Source organism: Asticcacaulis benevestitus DSM 16100 = ATCC BAA-896, from assembly GCF_000376105.1.
Classification (GTDB): Bacteria; Pseudomonadota; Alphaproteobacteria; order Caulobacterales; family Caulobacteraceae; genus Asticcacaulis; species Asticcacaulis benevestitus.
This window is the reverse complement of the sequence record NZ_AQWM01000016.1, coordinates 1-19,721: the sequence shown is the minus strand read 5'-3', so window position 1 is coordinate 19,721 and position 19,721 is coordinate 1. Positions and strand designations below refer to the sequence as shown.

The following is a 19,721-nucleotide window of genomic DNA, read 5'->3' as shown; positions in this document are numbered from 1 at the left end:
GTGTTTTTTGTCTATGCTTTTAGAGGCAGGGACTATGCTTTTCCCGTCGCCAAGGAAGGGCAGGCCTTGGCAATATAGGCCTCATGGCCGGGCATGGCATTGGCCAGGCCCGCCGTGCCTTCCTTGACGCGGTCCATGCGCCAGCGGAATTCGTCTTCCGCTATCAGATCGGCGATCGGATGGTAGGATTTCGGCATCAGGCCCTGTCCGGCCAGGACCGCAAACCAACTCGCCTCCTTGAACAGCTCATCCGCCTTCACCAATGATTGATTGTGCCGTTCGAAACTCTCCAGACGTGCCCTCAGGCTGTCGGGGACATCCATATGCTTGCAATAGGCCCAAAAGGGCGTCTCCGCTCGCTCGGTGACCTTGTAATGGGCGATCAGGAAATCCTTCACGTCGTCATAGGCAAAGAGCATATCGCGATTGAAGCTGGATCGCGCGGACTCAGTGATCTGGTCGCGCGGGAAATAGCGCAACAATTTCATGATGGCTTCCTGAACCAGATAGATCGAGGTCGATTCTAACGGCTCCAGGAAGCCGCTGGCCAGTCCCATGGCGATGACATTGCGATTCCACTGTTTCTTGCGGTGGCCGGTCGTGAACCGGATGACGCGTGGATCGGCCTGGGGCCTGCCATCCAGCCGTTGCAGGATCAGATCCATGGCCTGGTCTTCGGATAAGTAGCTATCACAGAAGACGTAGCCGTTGCCGGTTCGATGCTGGAGGGGAATGCGCCACTGCCAGCCGGCCTCGCGTGCGGTCGAGGTGGTGTAGGGTGTCAAGCCGCTGACCTTGTCACATGGCACGGCGACCGCGCGGTTGCACGGCAGCCATTGCGACCAGTCTTCATAGCCCGTTTTCAGGGTCTGTTCGATCAGAAGGCCCCGAAAGCCGGAGCAATCGATGAACAGATCGCCCTCAATCGTCTTGCCGCTTTCCAGAGCAACGCAGGTGATGTCGCCGTCGTCCGGATGTTGAACGACACTGGTGATCTTGCCTTCGTGGCGGACCACACCGCGCGCTTCTGAGTGACGCCGCAGGAATTTCGCGTAGAGCGACGCATCGAAATGAAAGGCGTAGTTGACCTTCGGCGCCTTCGGATTGATCTCTGCCATGCGCCCGAAGCGGTTCAGACGCGAGGCCAGGGTCTGGGGATTGAAAAGGCCAAAATCCCCTGAACCGCCCGCCAGATGATAGCGCATCCAGTAATGGGTGAAGTTGACATTCATATCGACACCATAGGTGCCAAACGGGTGAAAATAGTCGCTGCCTTCATGTTTCCAATTGAGGAAGCGGATGCCGAGCTTGAAGGAAGCGTTGGTCTCCTTCATGAACTGATTTTCGTCGATTTCCAGAAGTGTGTTGAACTCTTGAATCGTCGGTATGGTGGCTTCACCCACGCCAACCGTTCCGATCTCATCAGATTCAATCAGCGTAATCGCATAGCTCTGCGTACCGAAAACCTTGGAAAGCGCTGCGGCGGCCATCCAGCCGGCCGTGCCGCCCCCCACGATAACCAGATTGCGAATGCCTGCTTTACCCATCATGTCCTCACACGTGAAAGACCGATTATGACGTGCGGCCTTCCGATGTCAAACCGGTGGTATATCGTATAAAATAATTTCGCGCGTGTAGCCGTGTGAGGGAATGCAGACAAATGAAGCCTGGAGCGGCGAAGCGTCGATTCTAAGGCGATAACGGACCAGTCTCCCGATTCCGATCGGTGTCAGTTTCAGCGATAACATTAACGCGCTGAATGTGATGGTGACCCGCCCCACTCCGCGAAGATTAATGAGAAAATTCGGTAATACTTTGAATAAGTGAAGTTTTTAACCCGTTGGCGATGTAAGCGACGAGAGACCCTTGTTGCAAAATAGAAACATAAGAATATTTTAAAATGGTATACCATATAAAATATTTTGACGGCGTGACAACTTCGTGTCCCTTTTGTGTCGGGTTTGTTTTTAAGGGGATTGAGATGATACGTAGACACAACCACAAGACGCTTCTGCTCGCGGCAAGCGGCCTTCTGGCGGCCATGATATGCGCGCCGGCGCTGGCTCAGGAGACCAAGGCCAAGAGCGATAAATCCGATGAGGCTGCAGAGGAAACGACCGTCGTCGTGACCGGCTCACGCATCCGTCACAAAGGTGCGGCCAGCGCTACGCCGACCACGGTCATCAATGGCGACATGGTCCGCAAATCTGGCGCTCGCCAGGTGGCCGATCTGGTCAATCAAATGCCGGCGCTCGTCATTAGCCAGAGCGACCAGACCTCGAACGCCAACCGCGATAAGGATTCGATGGACCAGGGACACCCCGGCCTGAATGCGCTTGACCTGCGCGGCCTCGGCACCAAGCGTACGCTCGTTCTGGTCAATGGCCGCCGCCATGTACCCGGTGCCCCTGGCACCTCGGCCGTCGATATCAGCACCATTCCCGGCGGTCTGATCGAGCGGGTCGAAATCGTCACGGGCGGCGCCTCGGCACAATACGGCGCCGACGCCGTGGCCGGCGTTGCTAACTTCATCCTGAAGAAAAATTATCAGGGTCTCGATGCCAATCTCCGCTACGGCAACTCGACCTATGGCGATATGCCGAGCTATGACGCCGATCTTCTTTGGGGCAAGAATTTCGCTGGCGGCAAGGCAAATGTCACGCTCTTTGGCACCTACGGCCAGTCCAACGGCGTAGTCGCCGGCCAGGATCGTCCGTCGACCTCGCGCGGTAATCCGTGGTGGTATCGCGCGGTTAAGGGGGCGCCCTATACCGTGCTCGACGATCAGCACCTCCTGCAATATTCGCCGCGCGCTGTGGTGCTGCTGGGCTCAAAGCCCTATGTCTTCAATGATGACGGCACGATGCGCGCCCCGATCCTCGGTACGGCGGGGCTGATCTCCACGCTTTCGCCGGCAGATATGGCCAAGAACTCCAGCGTTTCGTCTCTGGTCACCAATAGTGGCGGCGAGTTCGACGGCCGCTACGACAACTGGCTGTTGTCAGTGCCGAGCGACCGCTTCATCACTCACGGTACCTTCGGGTATCAGTTCAACGACAACCTGCGCTATTTCCTCGAGCTCGACTACGCCACCAACAAGTCGCACGGTGAATATGGCCTGTGGTGGGAAGGCGGCGCCAACAAGCTTTATGACGGCAACCCGTTCATTACGCCGGAAATCATCGCGGCCAACGGCGGCCAGGGTTTCCCTGACGGTCTGTCCTTCGCGCGCAACTACCCGGAATTCGGCAAGTCGCGCTCCAACTATCGCCGCGAGCTCAAGCAGGTCGTGACAGGCTTCGAAGGCGAGCTGCCGGCCCTGTTCCGCGAACACGACTGGGCATGGTCGACCTATCTCTCCTACGGCAAGACCGAGGAAACCATTCAGGACCGCAATAATACTTCCAACCTACGCTACATGCGTGCTCTGGACGCGGTGACGGGGCCCGGCGGCACCCCTATCTGCGCGGTCAATTCGGACGCCGATACCTCAAACGATGATCCGAATTGCGTGCCGCTCAATCCCTTCAAGCCGGCGACAAAGGAGGCCATCAACTATCTGCAGTTCGATTCCAGCGCCTCGACGACGTCGCTCGAACAATATGTCTGGTCGGGCTATGTGACCGGCGGCCTGTTCAATCTGCCGGCCGGCGAGGTTCAGGTGGCCCTTGGCGCCGAATACCGCCGCGAGGCCAACAATATTGGCGCTCGTGACGAATATAACCCCGATAGCCCGAAATTCGTGCCCGATTACGGCGTGTCCGAGACGCCGCTGAAGGGAGAATTCGACGTCAAGGAAGTCTTTGCCGAACTGAGCGTACCTATCCTCAAAGATCTGCCGTTCGCTTATCGCCTGACCGCCGACGCCGCCGTTCGTTCCGCCGACTATTCGACCGCCGGCAAGACGACGGCTGAGAAGTTCGGCCTGCAATGGGCACCCGTAAAGGATATCCGTTTCCGCTCCACTTACGGCACAGCCGTGCGTGCGCCCAATATCAGCGAAGTCTTTACCGCCTCGTCGATCAGCGGCCAGTGGCTGAGCGACCCCTGCAACTACTACAATCTGCCGAACCGCACAGACAAGACCCAGTATACCGCCGCCAACTGCGCTGCGGGCATGCCAGCCAACAAAAACGACTACTGGCTGTGGCTGAACGTCATCAAGAAGGGCAACCCGGACCTGAAGGTCGAGACGGCCAAGACCTTTACGCTGGGTGTGGTTCTGCAACCGCGCTTCATGAAGAACTTCAGCGCCACGGTCGATTATTATGACATCAATATGAGCAATGTCATTTCGTCGGTCGAGCCGCAGCAAATTCTCAACAAGTGCATGGACGCACCGACGCTGGACAGCACTTACTGCGATCAGATCGTCCGCGATCCGGTGACCCACAATCTGGTTTCGGTCGTTAAGCAGAACATCAACCTTGCACACCGCAAGACCAGCGGCATCGACACCGAATTCGACTATTCGGTCAATCTGGATGCCTGGGGCTGGGGTAGCAACGCCGGTACGCTTTCGGTCAACAGCATCTGGACGCGTCTGTTCGAAAACAAATACACCCCCGATCCGGACAACCCCACAAACGTCACCGATACGGTCGGCATTTTTGGTTTCCCGAAACTCAAAGGACGCACCTCGTTCAACTACTCGCGCGACAAGCTGTCCCTCGGCTGGACCTCACGTTTCTATTCGGGAATGCGCCAGACCGTGACCATCACGCCGAAAGACTACGCGCCTTACAAGACCAAGCCGATCGCCTATGACGACGTCTACGTGTCGTACTGGCTGAAGCCGACCATCAACCTTAGCGCTGGTCTCTCGAACGCCTTCAATAAGCAGCCACCGCGTTATCCAGGCGCGGAAGCCGGCGGTGCCTTCTTCGGAGACGAAGGCTGGCAGGCCGGGGTCTACGATGTGATCGGCCGCACCGGCTGGGTCAACCTGCGCTTTACGCGCTAGGCAAACCTTGCGGGCTCCGCGCGTATGTGCGGAGCCCGTCTCCCTTTACGCATCTGTCGCTTGCCGCGGCAGGTGTCTTTTTTTCGGTTTTCAACAGTTAAGTGGCCCATGTCCTTCAAGCACATTACCCTCGCTCTCGTCCTCAGCCTGGCCACGGCCGCGCCCGTTTTTGCCGCCGATCCGGTCGCTGTGGTGGCACAGCCGCGCGTCGATATGGCCCAGCGCTATGCCGATAGCGATCAGGTCCTTTCGGGCAAGAACGACAGCCTGATCGTTGATCTCGACCTGTCGGCGCGTTTTGTCGATGGCGGCGTCCTGTTCCGGCGCGGGCCTAAGAAAAGCGGCACGGTCATGTTCGCCGATACGGCCAAGGCCACGCAAACCGCGCTGATCACAGAGGCCGAGCTGACGCAAAAGCTGGTAGCGGCCGGTGAAAAAATCGATGGCGTGACCGATATCCGCCCGACTGGCTATGATGCTGGCAAGAAGACCCTGACCTTCGGCGCGCTTGGCCGTGAATGGACCTATGATTTTGCCGCGGGTACGGTCAGCGCCAACCCGCCTCGCGCGGAGCGCCCAAAGGGTATCACTTCGCCGGACGGCAAGCGCATGGTGGTGGCGCGCAACTATAATCTCTGGCTGATCGATCTGGTGACTGGCAAGGAAACGCCGCTGACCAGCGACGGCACCTACGACCTGCGTTACGGCACCACCTATCCGCTCCTGGGCGAGATGGCCGCTGCCAACAATCCCGCTCTTGAGGCGCCGCTCAGCGCCCAGTGGTCGCCCGATGGCAAATCGCTTGTGACCTATCGCCTGACACGCAACGGCAGCTATATCTGGCATGGCGTTCAGCAAAGCCCTCCAGGCAGCCAGTTCCCGCGCACCTTCGACTACGTTTATCCGACGGCCGGCGCCAAGAACGTGCCGCTGCAACAGCCGGTCCTGGTCGATATCGACAAGGCTACCGTCACCGATCTGAACGTGCCGGCGACCGAGATGCTCTATCCCGGCGATATCTCGATCTATTGGGAAGGCGATCATATCGTCTATGACTGGACCGAGCGCGGCTACGCCCAGTTAAAGCTGTTCGAGATCGATCCGAAGACGAATGTGGCGACGGTGCGCGTGCATGAGGCGGTGAAGCCGCTGGTGACGGTGACCTCATCCTCGATACGTGCAGCACCGGAGCTGAAGGGCGATCTGGTGATCTCCGAGCGCACCGGCTGGGCGCAGCTCTATTATATCGCTAAAGGGTCCAATCCGGACGGCGGCAAGGCCCTGACCAAAGGCAACTGGGAGGTCACCGAGATCCTGCGTATCAGTGAAGGCGGACCGATCCTGATCGCCGGCATCGGCCGTGAACCCGGCGTCAATCCCTATTTCCGCAGCCTCTATCGCGTCGGTCTCGATGGCGCGATCCTCAACCTGACACCGGAGCCGCTCCACCACCAAACCGACATTTCCGACGATGGCAAGTGGATCATCGACCGTATGTCGAGCCCGACCGTGGCGACTGAAACCGTGATCCGTGACGCATCCAATGGCCAGATCGTGCAGACCCTGGGCAAGGCGGACATCTCGGCCCTGCTGGCCACCGGTTTTACCCTGCCGGAGCCGTTCGAGACCCTGGCCGACGACGGCAAGACAAAGCTCTACGGCATGATTCACAGGCCAAAAAACTTCGATTCATCGAAGTCCTATCCGGTCATTGAGAACCTCTATACCGGGCCTACGACCCACCGCTTCAATGAGGATTACAATACCAATATCCGAAGCTCGCTGAACGCCATGGCGCAACTGGGCGCCGTGGTCGTCACCATCGACGGACGCGGCACCTCGCAGCGTGGTCAGGCGTTCCGCTCATCCGCCTATCAGAACCTCGGTGAGGTCGGGCTGGACGACCATATCTGGGTGCTAAAGGCGATGCAGAAAAAGTATCCCTACCTCGATCTCAACCGTGTCGGCGTCTATGGCGGTTCGGCCGGTGGTTATGACGCCGCGCGCTTCATTCTGCGTCGCCCGGATTTTTACAAGGTAGCCGTGGCCTCGTCCGGCAATCACGATCTGCGCCTCGACAAGGCGTGGTGGCCGGAAGTCTCCATGGGTATCGCCGATGATGCGACGTGGGAGCGCAATTCCAACATCTCGGTGGCGAAAAACCTCAAGGGCAAGCTGATGCTGATCCACGGGGATATCGACGATAACGTGCCAGTGGCGGCATCGCTGCGTCTGGACAAGGCGCTGATCGACGCCGGCAAGCCGCATGAACTGGTGATCCTGCCCAACACCACGCACGCGGTCTACCAGCCCTATTTCTGGAAGAAGCTGCGCGACTATTTCACGGTCAACCTGATCGGCGAAACACCACCACAGTAGGCAATATAGCCCATGGATTTAACATGGTGCAGATGGATAGGCCGGTCGGGTGCTACAGGCATCCGACCGGATTGCCCAGACCGACTTCGATGGGGCGATTTCCGTGTCCTTGAGGCGCAAGACGCACACGGCACCGACCGGATGTTTAGCCCTATCTTTACCGATCGGTAAAGATAGGGCGGAAACGCCCATTTGCTAGCCAAATTTTGCCGAGCGGGTAATATTGACGCGATGTACAGCCTCGGGAGAGAGGGCGGCTCGCGTTGAAGGTGTCATTTTCGATGCAGGAAACAGCCGTCGACATCGCTCGTTTTGTCCCAGGACTGCCAATCGATAACGCGTGCCTTGCGTCAGAGGATGAGCGGCCCATCGACACCCCAGCGACGTAAGACCCTTGTCGTACCAGCAACGCGTCATATACTGCAGCGGCCAGGCGTTCCCTGAAACATCGACGTTCTTTGGTGCCCTCGTGAGGCCTGAGGCGTCTCCTCCTGCTCATGACGTGCCGCCGGCTCTGATAGGGCCTGTTGGGCTTATCCAGGCAGGACACGCAGCAGGACGGCGCCGTGTTTTGGCACGGCATAGGAATAACCTTCATCGGCATGGTGATCGCTGCCGGCCCACAGGTCGCGTACCGTCTTGCCGCTCACCTTTATGTCGGCCCAGGAACCGCTGATCAGGGTCGTCGTATCGCCGCGATTGAACAGGCCCACAGCCGTCGAGCCATCGGCCAACTTTTTGGTCCAGACCTCGGTCTGGCCGTCTTTCCTGGCGGGCAGGCCTTGTGCGCCTAACCTATCCTGATCGATGGCGATGACCTCCTTGTTGGTCAGCAGAGACAGGGTTTCCGGTGTCATATGGCGGACGTCATCGCCCAGAACGAGCGGCGCTGACATCAGGGTCCACAGCGTCATATGGGTCTTGTACTCATCAAAACTCATACCGCCATTGCCGATCTCCAACATGTCGGGATCATTCCAGCCGTTGGGGCCGGTATGGTTGGCGACGCCGTTCTTGTCGAAGCCGATCCTGGCCATGACGTCGTAGGTGTCCTCGATATCGCCCGTGGTGCGCCACAGATGGCCACCCACGTCGCGACCCCAGGCACCGACATCGAAACGGCCATACTGGCAGAGCGAATAGACAATGTCGCGCCCGGTGTCGTTCAGGGCTTCACCCATCTCCTGATAGGTGGCGTAGACCGTGTCAGAGGTGTTGTAGAAGGCTTCACCCGAGCACAGATCGTATTTCAGATAGTCAACGCCCCAGTCCGCGAAGGTCTGCGCATCCTGTTTGATGTGGCCGTAGGCGCCGGCATAGCCAGCGCAGCTCTTGGGGCCAGGTGACGAATAGAGGCCGAGCTTTAAGCCGCGCGCGTGAACGTAATCGGCCAGTGCCTTCATGTCAGGGAAATTCGTGTTGGGATGCAGCACGCCTTGCGCATCGCGCTCGCCCTGCCAGCCGTCATCAATATTGACGTAAACATAGCCGGCATCCCGCAGGCCGGACGATACCGATGGCATCGGCGATCTCGCGGATGGTCTGGTCGCTGATGTTGGTGGCGAACTTGTTCCATGAGCTCCAGCCCATCGGCGGGGTGGGGCTAAGCGGCTTTTGCGGCACCACGGCCTTGGCGGGCAGGGGGTAGGTCGGAAAATCCAGCGCCTTCAGTTCCGAGCGCTTGGCCTTGTGCGCGGTCAGGTCAAAATCCTGATACCAGACCTTGCCGGTCATGCGAACCGATGGACCTTCGGGTTTTACCACAATATCCGTCATGGGGACGCGCGGATTGCCGTTATAGAGCTTGAAGACCAGATTATCGCCGTCCTTGTGCAGGTCGGTCAGGGGCAGGTCGCCATACCAGTGCGAGGTCAGTTTGCCGGAAAGCTTGCCAGCCTTGTCCTCGATGATGATGCGGGTGAAGCCCGGGAAGTCAGGCGAGGCATCGAACACCCAGCCCCCCTTGGGGGCTTCGGCAAAAGCCCCAGACGCCAGCAGGAAACCGCCGAGAAGTGTGGTGGTCAACAGTTTCCGCATTGCGATGCCCTCCCGTTAAATGGCTTGCCTGCCAAAAAGTATATAGTATACATCATGACGGGTATCGCAAAAATGGCAAGAGGCAGTTTGATCATGGGCGCACGCGTAAGACTTTTAAGCCTGGCGCTCGCGCTGGCGATAGCGTCGCCGGCCTTTGCCGCAGCGCCTGACGTGGCCGATTATCAGCGGTCGCTATCCCTGCGCGACGACTGGTCGGGCCTGACCGAAAACATCGCCGAACCGGCGCAGTGGATCGACGGCACGCACCGCTTCATCTATCGCAAGACGGTGCCGGGTGGTTTCCAGTTCGTCATGATGGATGCCGATACGAATACAAAATCTCCGGCCTTCGATCAGGACCGGCTGGCGGTTTCACTCAGCCAAGCGCTCGGCAAAACCTATAACGGCCTGCATCTGCCCTTCACCGAGCCCATGACCTCGGTCAGCTTTACCGGGGACGGGAAGGGGCTTTTCGCCTATCTTGGCGACGATGACGCCTGGACCTGCACCCTGACGGATTATGTGTGTGCCCGTGTGCCGCAAGCGGTCGGTCAGCCGCGCGGTTTTGGCGTGGTGCGCGACCTGAGCATCCCTGCCGACAATACGCCCAAGCCATCGCCAGACGGCAAGTGGCTGGCTTTTGTGCAGGGCTTCAATGTGGTGGTAAGGCCTGTCGGCGTTGGTGCGGTGACCGTTCTCAGCACCGATGGCTCCGAGGGCGAGTTCTACGATCCGCAGTCGATCGTCTGGTCGCCGGATTCGCAAAAACTGGCCGCCTATCGCGTGCGTCCCGGCTTCGCGCGTCATGTCACGCGCGTGGTGTCGTCGCCCGAAGGCGAGTTACAGCCGAAGCTGGCCACGCAGCTTTACCCCAAGCCCGGCGATGCCGTCGATATCGACCGGCCGGTGCTGTTCGATGTCAGTACGAAGCAACAGATCCATGTTCCCTTCGATCTGTTCCCTAATCCCTACACCATGTCGGACATCGCCTGGCGGGCGGATTCCTCGGCCATTACCTTTGAATATGATCAACGCGGTCATCAGGCCTATCGTTTGATCGAGGCCAGCGCCAAAACCGGTGCGGCGCGTATCGTTGCTGAGGACCACGCCGATACCTTCGTCAATATCGAGCGCCGCTACAGCCACGATGTGGGCGGTTTGGGCCGCGAACTGATCTGGATGTCGGAACGCGACGGCTGGAATCATCTTTATCTCTACGATGCCAAAACGGGCAAGGTGAAGAACCAGATCACCAAGGGCGACTGGGTGGTGCGCAAGGTGATCAAGGTCGATGACCAGAAGCGCCAGATCTGGTTTGCCGCCAGCGGTATGACGGCTGGCAGCGATCCCTATTTCCAGAAGTTTTACCGCATCGATTTCGACGGCAAAAACCTGACGCCGATCACCACGGCCGACGCCTGGCACGATGTCAGCTTCTCCAGCGACATGGCCTACTATGTCGACACCTATTCACGCATCGACCTGCCCAATGTCGCCGAATTGCACAGTGCCGATGGCGCGCTGGTCACCGAAATCGAGCACGGCGATATCACAAAGCTCTTAGCGGCCGGGTTCAAGGCGCCGGAAGTCTTCACCGCCAAGGGCCGGGACGGCAAGACCGATATCTGGGGCATTATCGTGCGTCCGCGCAACTTCGACCCGAGCAAAAAATACCCGGTGATCGAGAACATCTATGCCGGCCCGCACGATAATTTTGTGCCCAAGACCTTCTGGCCGTTCGGCCTGCACTCCGGAGGCGACAAGGTGGTGGGGATGCAGGCCCAGGCCGATCTCGGCTTTATTGTGGTGCAGATCGACGGCATGGGCACCATGAACCGCTCCAAGGCCTTCCACGATGTGGCCTGGAAGAATGTCGGCGATTCCGGCTTCCCCGATCGCATCCTGTGGCACAAGGCGGCCGCCGCGAAATACCCTTGGTACGACATCACCCGCGTCGGCATTTATGGCGGCTCGGCCGGTGGCCAAAGCTCGCTCGGCGCGCTCGAATTTTATCCGGACTTCTACAAGGCCGCCGTCGCCTATGCGGGCTGTTTCGATAACCGCATGGACAAGATTAGCTGGAACGAAGAATGGATGGGCTGGCCGGTCGATGCATCTTATGCGAAGTCGTCCGGTGTCGATAATGCCTGGCGCTTGCAGGGCCACGTGCTTTTGATCGTCGGTGAGCAAGACTCAAATGTCGATCCGTCCTCGACGATGCAGGTGGTCAATAACCTGATCAAGGCGCGCAAGGACTTCGACCTGATCGTGGCGCCCAATCAGGGCCATGGCGCGCTTCGCAATGTCGGCGATTTTGGCTACGGCCTGCGCCGCCAATATGATTTCTTCGTTCGTCACTTGCAGGGTGAGGCCACGCCCGACTGGAACGCCCTGCCTGAAACAGCCCCCAAGGCTAAATAAAGATCTGTGGCCATCCGCTCACACCGGCAAGATTGAATGACCTCGATCAAGAGCACGCAAAATAGAGCGTCGGATGATCGCCTCTATAACCAACGGGAGGTTAGGAGCATGGGAGCGCTATCATTTTTCTCATTCGGCTCTCAAACAAGCCTTTGAAAATAAAAGGTAAGGATCAGTGTCACATAATCGTATAATTTATATTTGACGGATGCGCGGAAGGGTGTTTTACATTACTCAGTCAATTGACGGGGTGTGTCCCTCTAGAGTCCGTCACTTGATGAAACGCCCCTCCCATGGCGTTTCGTGCCTTGATCTGTTTTCGGATCCCTTTTCCGGTTGCGCTTTGAGGTTTCACTCCCGTGGCCTCAAGCCCGGCGTACCGGGATCAACTTATAGCGTCCGTCCGCGCAAGGGCTTCTTTGCGCGGCGGACGTCTCTTTATGACCATTTCCTGCGAAAGTGCCACCCATGACCCTTCGTTCGTCCTCCGTCAGCCGTCGTTCGAGCCTGCTGGTGCTGGCCACGGTTCTGCTGACAGGTGCGATGGGCGGATCTTTCGCGCTGACCGCGGCAGCTGAAACCGCCGCCATATCGCCCTGGAGCAGCCCGGACGCGGAGGTTCAGGTCTTCGAGACACCGGATTTCATGCTGTCTCTGCAACAGACGTCACAGACCCTTGTGTCGCTCGCACCCAAGGCGGCGAAGGACGGCTTCGATTTCGCGCCGTCGGGTCGCTTCACCCAACGCCTCGGCGACGGCGCCTATCGTATCGGCGATCTCGACCTGCGACTGCGCAGCGTAGGCGCGGCCGACTGGCAGGATTATTCCACCGCCTTCAAGCGCTCAAAAGTGACGCCTTTGAAGGTAAAAGGTACGCTTGCGGCGGCCGATATCACGCACTCGCTTGGCGCAGGGCTACCGCTTAAGGTAACGCGCACCTGGTCGGTGATCGAGGGCAAGCTGGTTTTGCGCTATACGCTTCGCAATCCCGGCAAGACGGCGATCGAGATCGGTGGTCTTGGCCTGCCGATGGTCTTCGATAACATCATCACCGGCCGTCACCTCGACGACGCCCACGAAACCGCGTCTTTTTACGATCCCTATGTCGGCAAAGACGCCGGCTATCTGCAGGTCAATCGCCTGAATGGCGCCGGCCCGTCTTTGCTGGTTCTGCCGGAAAAGAACACGCCGTTTGAGCTCTACAAGCCCATCCTCAACGAGCGCAATGCCGACAAGTCGCTGAAAATCTACAACGATCCCGAACAGCGCAACATGACCTTTGAAGGTTTCTACGACTGGATGGTCGCCTCGAAGGGCTTTGCCGATACCGACTGGAAAGGCATCCAGCAGTGGAACGCGCCGTCCTCGCTGGTGCTGAAAGCGGGCGAGAGCCGCACGATTGGCGTGCGCTTCGTGTTGTCGCCGTCGGTCCGCGAGATCGAAACAACCCTGATCCAGAACGGACGTCCGGTCGCCGTCGGTCTGCCAGGCTATGTGGTGCCGACCGACATGAACGCGGAGTTGTTCGTGCATTCGGCGCAGGCCGTAAAGTCGGTCAGCATCTACCCCGAGGGCGCGCTTGAGGTGGGGGCATCGCAAAAGGTCAAGGACGGCTGGGTCAAGTACGCGGTTAACGGTAAAGCTGAGGGCCGCGCACGCATGACCCTCACCTATGCCGATGGTTCGGTTCAGACCGTGCACTATCTCGTCACCAAGCCGGAACGTGAGGTCGTGGCCGATATGGGTCACTTCCTGACCACCAAGCAGTGGTACGAAAACCCGTCCGACCCCTTCAAGCGCAGTCCGTCGATCATGGGCTATGACCGCGACAAGAACGAGATCATCACCCAGGACAACCGCGTCTGGATCTCAGGCCTGAGCGACGAGGGTGGGGCCGGTTCGTGGCTGGCCACCATCATGAAGCAACTCGACAATCCCAAGCCGGACGAGGTCGCCAAGTTCGAGCGGTTTGCCGATACGACCCTATGGGGTCAGATCCAGACGCCGGATGGCGCTGATAAGTATGGTGTGCGCAAGTCGGTCATGTTCTATGATCCGAAGACCATGCCGGAAGGCACCTATGACCCCAAGCTGAAATGGGATGTCTGGTCGGCCTGGGACCGCGAAGGCGCCGCCGATCTCGGGCGTTCGTACAACTATCCGCACGTCGCCGCCGCCTGGTGGACGCTCTATCGCCTTGGCCGCTATCACGACGGCCTGACCAAGGCCGAAACCTGGCAGACCTACCTGACGCGCGCCGCCGAAACCACCAAGGCGATGATGACCAAGGCGCCTTACTATACGCAGTTCGGCCAGATGGAAGGCGATGTCTTCGTCTATATCCTCGAAGACCTTAAGCGCGAAGGCTATAGCGCCGAAGCCACCGAGATCGAGACGATGATGAAGGCGCGCGCCGATATCTGGAAGACGCTGAAATACCCCTTCGGCTCGGAAATGCCATGGGATTCGACAGGCCAGGCCGAGGTCTATATGTGGTCGCGCTATTTCGGGGACGACAAGGCCGCCGATACCACGCGCGAAGTGATCCTCGCCTACGATCCGACGATCCCACACTGGGGCTACAACGGCTCTGCGCGTCGTTTCTGGGACTTCCTCTATGCGGGCAAACAGTCACGCATCGAGCGCCAGCTCCACCACTATGGCTCGTCACTTAACGCCGTGCCTTTGTTTGACGCCTATCGCGCCAACCCGAAGGATTACCAGCTTCTTCGCGCCGCCTACGGCGGTCTGATGGGCTCGCTGACCAATATTGATTCGGAAGGCTTCGCCTCGGCCGCCTTCCACTCGTTCCCGGATGCCATGCACTGGGATGGCATGAGCGGTGATTATGGCATGAGCTTCTTTGGCCATGCGGTCGCGGCTTCGTCCTATCTGGTCGATCACCCGACCTTTGGCTGGGCCGGCTTCGGCGGCAATGTCACCGAGGCAAATGGTGTGGTGACGCTTATGCCAAAGGACAGCGCCCGCACGCGTGTCTTTATCGCACCGGCCGGTCTGTGGTTGACGCTCGATGCCGGCAAGTTTACCCAGGTCGCCTACGATCCGGCCACAGGCAAGGTCACAGCGACGCTGGCGCCTTCTGATGCCTACACGCCGACCGCCTATCTTAACGTCAAGACGACGACGGCGGAGGGTAAGGCCTACGTTCTGAACGCCCCGCAGGAGCGAGGCGCCTATACCGTCAAATTGGGTGCAAACGATACGACCCTTGAGTTGACGCCGAAAGCGAACTAACACTTAATCAGGCCATGACCGTTGTGTGACGATCGTGGCCTTTTCCTTTTTCTTTATTGGGGATTTTAGCTATGGGATTATTCGGGCCTTTAAAGCCGCTCCACCGTGCTGAGACCGACGGTAAGGCGCTGGCCAAGACGCTGAGCTGGCCACACCTGATGGCGCTGGGCATCGGTGGCATTATCGGCACCGGCATTTATACGCTGACCGGCGTTGGCGCCGGTTTGGCCGGTCCGGGTGTCATTGTGTCGTTCGCGCTGTGCGGACTGGTCTGCGCCTGCGCAGCCCTTTGCTATACCGAGATGTCGACCCTGATCCCAACAGCCGGTTCGGCCTACACCTATAGCTATTCGAGCATGGGCGAGATCGTCGCCTGGGTTGTCGGCTGGGCGTTGATCCTCGAATACTCCCTGGCCTGTTCGACCGTAGCGGTCGGCTGGTCGGCTCACCTTGTGGGTTTCCTCGAAGAAGCAGTAGGCCTGAAACTACCAGCCTTCCTGCTCGCCGGTCCCTATGCCGGCGGCCTGGTCAATCTTCCGGCCGTTCTGGTGTCGCTGGCGGTCATGGGCCTGCTCTTGATCGGCGCGCGTGAAAGCGCCACGCTCAATATCTTTTTGGTCATCATCAAGATCGTTGCCTTGGGCGCCTTCATCTTTCTGGGTATGCCGGCCATTCAGGCCGGTCACTATGATCCGTTCATGCCGTTTGGCTTCTTCGCCCATGAAATTGGCGGCGAAAAGTTTGGCGTCATGGCGGCCGCGGCCATCGTTTTCTTCGCCTTCTTCGGTTTTGACGCCGTCTCGACCTCGGCGGAAGAAGCCAAGAACCCTGGCCGTGACCTGACCATTGGTATCCTAGGCTCCATGGGCGTCTCCACCTTCATCTATATGCTGGTCGCCGCCGTCGCGATCGGCGCGGTCGGCTTCCAGGACATCGCCGCATCGGGTGAGCCCCTGCCACACGTGCTGCGTACCCTCGGTCAGCCGTTCGTCGCCTCGCTCGTGGGTGGCGCCGCCATTGTGGCCCTGCCATCGGTCATTCTGGTCATGATGTATGGCCAGAGCCGTATCTTCTTCGTCATGGCGCGCGACGGCCTTCTCCCGGCTGCCGTCGCCAAGGTTAATGCCAAGGGCTCACCGGCCCTGATCACCCTCCTGACCGGCATCTTCGTCGCCGTTTTCGCTGGCTTCGTGCCGCTGAAGAAGATCGCCGAACTGTCGAACGCCGGCACGCTGATCGCCTTTATCGCGGTGGCGCTGTCGATGATCATCCTACGCAAGAAGCTGCCGGACGCGGTGCGCAGCTTCAAGGTGCCCCTACATTGGCTGGTAGCGCTCATCACCATCGGTGGATGCGCCTTCATCTTCTCCAGCCTGCCGGTACAGAGCCAGGGCTTTACCCTGATCTGGATGGTGATTGGCCTGGTGGTCTATTTCTCCTATGGCCGCTGGAACAGCCGCCTGCGCAAAGAAGCCAAGATAGCGGCTGGTGAATAGCGATGCTTGAGAGACTGGGAGGGACAATCCCTCCCAGTGCGATTGCTTTCTGTGGAATCGTTACGAGGTCAAGCACCTCACGTCTCTGGCACATGCCGGGCGAGGGGCCGTCGCGCCTGCCGTGATCCAAGCCTGTCACAAAGATCGGTTCGGAAAGGTGTCGCAAGGCAAGTCGAAGCCGAAAAATCTTCGGCAATGAGGCGCCCGCCTTCGAAACTAAAGGCCAAGGGTTGAGAATTCTAACGGGCCTGACGTCACAGCGCCCGCTCGGACCCGGCCGTTTGGCAACTCGACGTGGTCGGCTGAGGCGTAACGCTGCTGCCGCTTGGCAACGGCACCGTTGGCTCGTAAACCTAAAAACCTTCCGTGGACAACTCCCTACTGGTTCGAGTCCGAGCCACGCACCCATACCTTTCCGTCCATGGACATTAGGGCAGGCTGATCACCTGGCTTAGTCTCGACACACCGCTTTCGTTGAAGCTTTCAACCGCTACATAGTAGCCGACGCCGACATTGAGGGCGCGCAGATCCAGTCTATTGCCGTGCTGCCGGCCGCCAAATTCGGTGTCGTCATCCTCGGCGAAAAGCTGATAGGTCAGGGTCAGACGATCCGGCCGGATGCCCCAGCGGACATTATAGCCGACCGCGCCGGGCACCGGTTTCCACTCAATACGGGCATTTCGTTGATCGCTATCGCGCTTTGCCGTCACACCTTCGGGTTTGCCAGGTGCCTTGCCATCGGCACTGCCGAACACGCGCAGGTCGGCTATGGCCAGGTTCGGCGCCCCTATATGACCATGGACATAACGGATATAGCGCGCTTTGACGGGCTGGGGCAGCTCGAAATAGGCATTGGGCCGGTCGCGGCGCGGCGGCTCAGTTTCAGCGACCTTCGTCCAGCTTTGACCATCGGCTGAGGCGTCCAGAGTGAACTCGGTGTAGATATCGGGGCTATCGGTATAGAGGCCCGACTTGTAGTCGGCATAATTGACCTGTATGGCCCGCACCGTCTTTTCCGCACCGAGATCGACGGTCAGGGTCTGGCCGGGTTTATTATCCGCCGCCAGCCAGAAACTGCGGGGGTTTTCATCGGTGGCATTTTTCGCATCGAAGGTCTGCCCCTCGACCCTCGCATGCTGCGAGGAAACGCTCACCGGCTTGCGATAGGACAACAGCATCCAGCCGGTGAACAGCTTTTCCGGGTCGTCTATCTTCGAGGTCGGGACATAGTGCGGGAAGTCACCAAAACGCGCCGACACCGCCATCTGGCCGTCGGCGTAGAACTTCGCCGGCAGCATGTCGATCCGGCGCTCGAAGGTCCAGTTATAACCCAGCCACGGGGTGCCGGTATTCCAGTAATTGCCGTACTTGTCCTGGAAGGTGGAGCCATGCCCGGCGCCATTCACAAAGCCGCCCGGCTTGTAGGCCACCGGATTATAGTCAGCATAGGTGAAGGGCCCCAGTGGTTTATCGGCCACATAGGTGCCATTGGCATAGACATTGTATTCCGTGCCCGGCGCACCGTACTGCAGATAGTATTTGCCATTGACCTTGGTCATCCACGCCCCTTCGGTGAAAGGGGTAATGGGCGTGCCGTTGGGCAGCTTGCCGGAATGATCCTGGCCAAAGCGTTCCCAGCCATGCTTTTCCGGTTGGAGGTAAATGAAGCGGTCCGGCTTGCCTTTGTAGGCAAAGGGCTGCGGCGTCATTTCTATACCGTAGATGGGATAGATATTCGATGAGCCCCAGTACATGTACCACTTGCCGTCATCGTCGATGAACAGGCCCGGATCCCACGGGCTGGGTTGCACCTGATCCGGCCCGAGGTGGCTGTCGTCTTTCCCCTCGCCAACTGCGGTCGGCACCGGGGGGGTACGGCGCACCCAGAAATCGAGCTTGCCTGATGCCGGATCGTCACTCTTCAAAAGGGCCGTCTGGCGGGTATGCGACTGCATGATGTAGAGCGTCTTGCCATCAGACACGAGCGCCGGCGCCACGATGCTCTCGAACGGCCAGCGCGACGGCGTAATAAAATTCCAGTGGATCAGGTCTTCCGAGCGCCAATAGCCATCGGCCAGGGTCTGGAACAGATAATAGGCCCCCTGGTGCAGCACCACCGCCGGGTCGGCGCCTGTGCGATAGGAAATTCCCTCGTTTTGCTGCTCGAAATTATAACGGTAATCGATATCGACCGGATTGGCATAGGTGGTCTGTTCAGCGTGAGCCGCCGTGGCTAAAGCCAGAAGCGAAACGGTGAGGATAAGCATTTTCATGGTCAGGCCTTGAGAAGCGTCAGTTCGGCCGCCGTGCCGCCTATCGCTGAGGGGGCGATCCAGACGTCGAACCTGCCGGCTTCCGCCATGGGTTTCAGGTTCGGATGCACAAAAGCCAGTTCCGCCGGCGTCAGGGTGAATTCGACCGTGGCGCTCTGGCCCGGTTCGAGATCGAGGTGCTGGAAGCCCTTCAGCAGCCGGATCGGCTGGACCAGACTGGCCACCTTGTCGTGGATATAGAGCTGCGCCACCTCGTGCAGACGGCGCGCGCCGGTATTGGTGACCGTGGCGCTGACCTTGATCGTGCCGGTCATGCTCAGGGTCGTGGCCGAAACGGTGGTCACGCCATAGGCCACGCTCGAATAGCCAAGGCCGTGGCCGAAGGGATAGAGCGCGTCATTGGTCACTTCGCGGTAACGCGCCTTGAAGTTCTTGTCTTCGCTGATCTGCGGACGGCCAGTGATGCGGTGGCTGTAATAGAAGGGCTCCTGGCCTGACGCCTGCGGGAAGCTGACCGGCAAACGGCCCTGCGGCGCGTAATCGCCAAAGACGATATCGGCGATGGCGTTGCCTTCTTCCGAGCCAAGGAACCAGGTGGCGAGGATGGCCGGTGCGTCCTTTACCGCGCCCGTCAGCGCCAGGGCACGGCCATGCTTGAGCAACACGACGACCGGCTTGCCGGTGGCTGCAATCGCCTCCGCCANAGCCAGTTGCGGCGCCGGCACCGAGATATCGACGCGCGATTGTGCCTCGCCCGACATATTACCCGCCTCACCGATGGCCAGCACAACGATATCCGCCGCCTTCGCCGCCTTGACCGCCGCTTCGATGCCACCTTCGATCGGGGCCTCGACGTCCGAGCCCTTCACCACGGTTAGGGCATCACCCCCAGAATCG

General features: G+C 59.2%; 10 protein-coding genes. 5 read left to right on the top strand and 5 right to left on the bottom strand.

Annotated elements, in window-relative coordinates; translation table 11 throughout:
• Positions 1–32: 32 nt before the first annotated feature.
• Positions 33–1,550 (bottom strand): tryptophan halogenase family protein, encoded by a 1,518-nt coding sequence (locus tag B060_RS0114915; protein WP_018082599.1) that lies wholly within the window; start codon positions 1,548–1,550, stop codon positions 33–35.
• Between the two features lie 431 nt (positions 1,551–1,981).
• On the opposite strand from B060_RS0114915, the gene B060_RS0114910 reads away from it, so the two are divergent.
• Positions 1,982–4,963, top strand: coding sequence for a TonB-dependent receptor plug domain-containing protein (locus B060_RS0114910; RefSeq protein WP_018082598.1), 2,982 nt, complete (start codon positions 1,982–1,984; stop codon positions 4,961–4,963).
• Between the two features lie 108 nt (positions 4,964–5,071).
• A complete protein-coding gene (locus B060_RS0114905; protein ID WP_018082597.1) occupies positions 5,072–7,342 on the top strand; it encodes a S9 family peptidase in 2,271 nt (756 codons plus the stop codon).
• 533 nt (positions 7,343–7,875) lie between these two features.
• Here the strand turns inward: B060_RS0114905 and B060_RS24720 are convergent.
• Positions 7,876–8,865 (bottom strand): glycoside hydrolase family 27 protein, encoded by a 990-nt coding sequence (locus B060_RS24720; RefSeq protein ID WP_023447323.1) that lies wholly within the window; start codon positions 8,863–8,865, stop codon positions 7,876–7,878.
• Positions 8,810–9,379, bottom strand: a complete 570-nt coding sequence (locus B060_RS28065) for a hypothetical protein (RefSeq protein WP_023447324.1) — start codon at positions 9,377–9,379, stop codon at positions 8,810–8,812. The genes B060_RS24720 and B060_RS28065 overlap by 56 nt, the downstream gene beginning before the upstream one ends.
• 93 nt (positions 9,380–9,472) lie before the next feature.
• On the opposite strand from B060_RS28065, the gene B060_RS0114895 reads away from it, so the two are divergent.
• From B060_RS0114895 to B060_RS0114885, 3 genes are all read left to right on the top strand, one after another.
• The gene (locus B060_RS0114895; protein WP_018082596.1) at positions 9,473–11,800 is read left to right on the top strand and encodes a S9 family peptidase; all 2,328 of its coding nucleotides are present in this window, start codon (positions 9,473–9,475) and stop codon (positions 11,798–11,800) included.
• A gap of 468 nt (positions 11,801–12,268) precedes the next feature.
• Positions 12,269–15,055 (top strand): DUF5695 domain-containing protein, encoded by a 2,787-nt coding sequence (locus B060_RS0114890; protein ID WP_018082595.1) that lies wholly within the window; start codon positions 12,269–12,271, stop codon positions 15,053–15,055.
• A 71-nt stretch (positions 15,056–15,126) separates the two neighbouring features.
• Complete coding sequence (locus tag B060_RS0114885; RefSeq protein WP_018082594.1) at positions 15,127–16,551, top strand: amino acid permease; 1,425 nt, start codon at positions 15,127–15,129, stop codon at positions 16,549–16,551.
• A gap of 428 nt (positions 16,552–16,979) precedes the next feature.
• On the opposite strand, the gene B060_RS0114880 is transcribed toward B060_RS0114885, so the two are convergent.
• Positions 16,980–18,824: a family 43 glycosylhydrolase gene (locus B060_RS0114880; protein ID WP_018082593.1), complete on the bottom strand. Its 1,845-nt coding sequence runs from the start codon at positions 18,822–18,824 to the stop codon at positions 16,980–16,982.
• Between the two features lie 2 nt (positions 18,825–18,826).
• Positions 18,827–19,612 carry a glycoside hydrolase family 3 C-terminal domain-containing protein gene (locus tag B060_RS0114875; RefSeq protein ID WP_425303997.1) on the bottom strand — a complete coding sequence of 262 codons (786 nt, stop codon included), beginning with the start codon at positions 19,610–19,612 and terminating at the stop codon, positions 18,827–18,829.
• Positions 19,613–19,721 lie beyond the last annotated feature (109 nt).

Excerpts from the sequence above, each read along its gene's own strand:
- B060_RS0114910 (WP_018082598.1), top strand. The coding sequence starts at position 1,982 with ATGATACGTAGACACAACCACAAGACGCTTCTGCTCGCGGCAAGCGGC.
- B060_RS0114895 (WP_018082596.1), top strand. The coding sequence starts at position 9,473 with ATGGGCGCACGCGTAAGACTTTTAAGCCTGGCGCTCGCGCTGGCGATA.
- B060_RS0114890 (WP_018082595.1), top strand. The coding sequence starts at position 12,269 with ATGACCCTTCGTTCGTCCTCCGTCAGCCGTCGTTCGAGCCTGCTGGTG.
- B060_RS0114905 (WP_018082597.1), top strand. The coding sequence starts at position 5,072 with ATGTCCTTCAAGCACATTACCCTCGCTCTCGTCCTCAGCCTGGCCACG.
- B060_RS0114880 (WP_018082593.1), bottom strand. The coding sequence starts at position 18,824 with ATGAAAATGCTTATCCTCACCGTTTCGCTTCTGGCTTTAGCCACGGCG.
- B060_RS28065 (WP_023447324.1), bottom strand. The coding sequence starts at position 9,379 with ATGCGGAAACTGTTGACCACCACACTTCTCGGCGGTTTCCTGCTGGCG.
- B060_RS0114915 (WP_018082599.1), bottom strand. The coding sequence starts at position 1,550 with ATGATGGGTAAAGCAGGCATTCGCAATCTGGTTATCGTGGGGGGCGGC.
- B060_RS24720 (WP_023447323.1), bottom strand. The coding sequence starts at position 8,865 with ATGCCATCGGTATCGTCCGGCCTGCGGGATGCCGGCTATGTTTACGTC.
- B060_RS0114885 (WP_018082594.1), top strand. The coding sequence starts at position 15,127 with ATGGGATTATTCGGGCCTTTAAAGCCGCTCCACCGTGCTGAGACCGAC.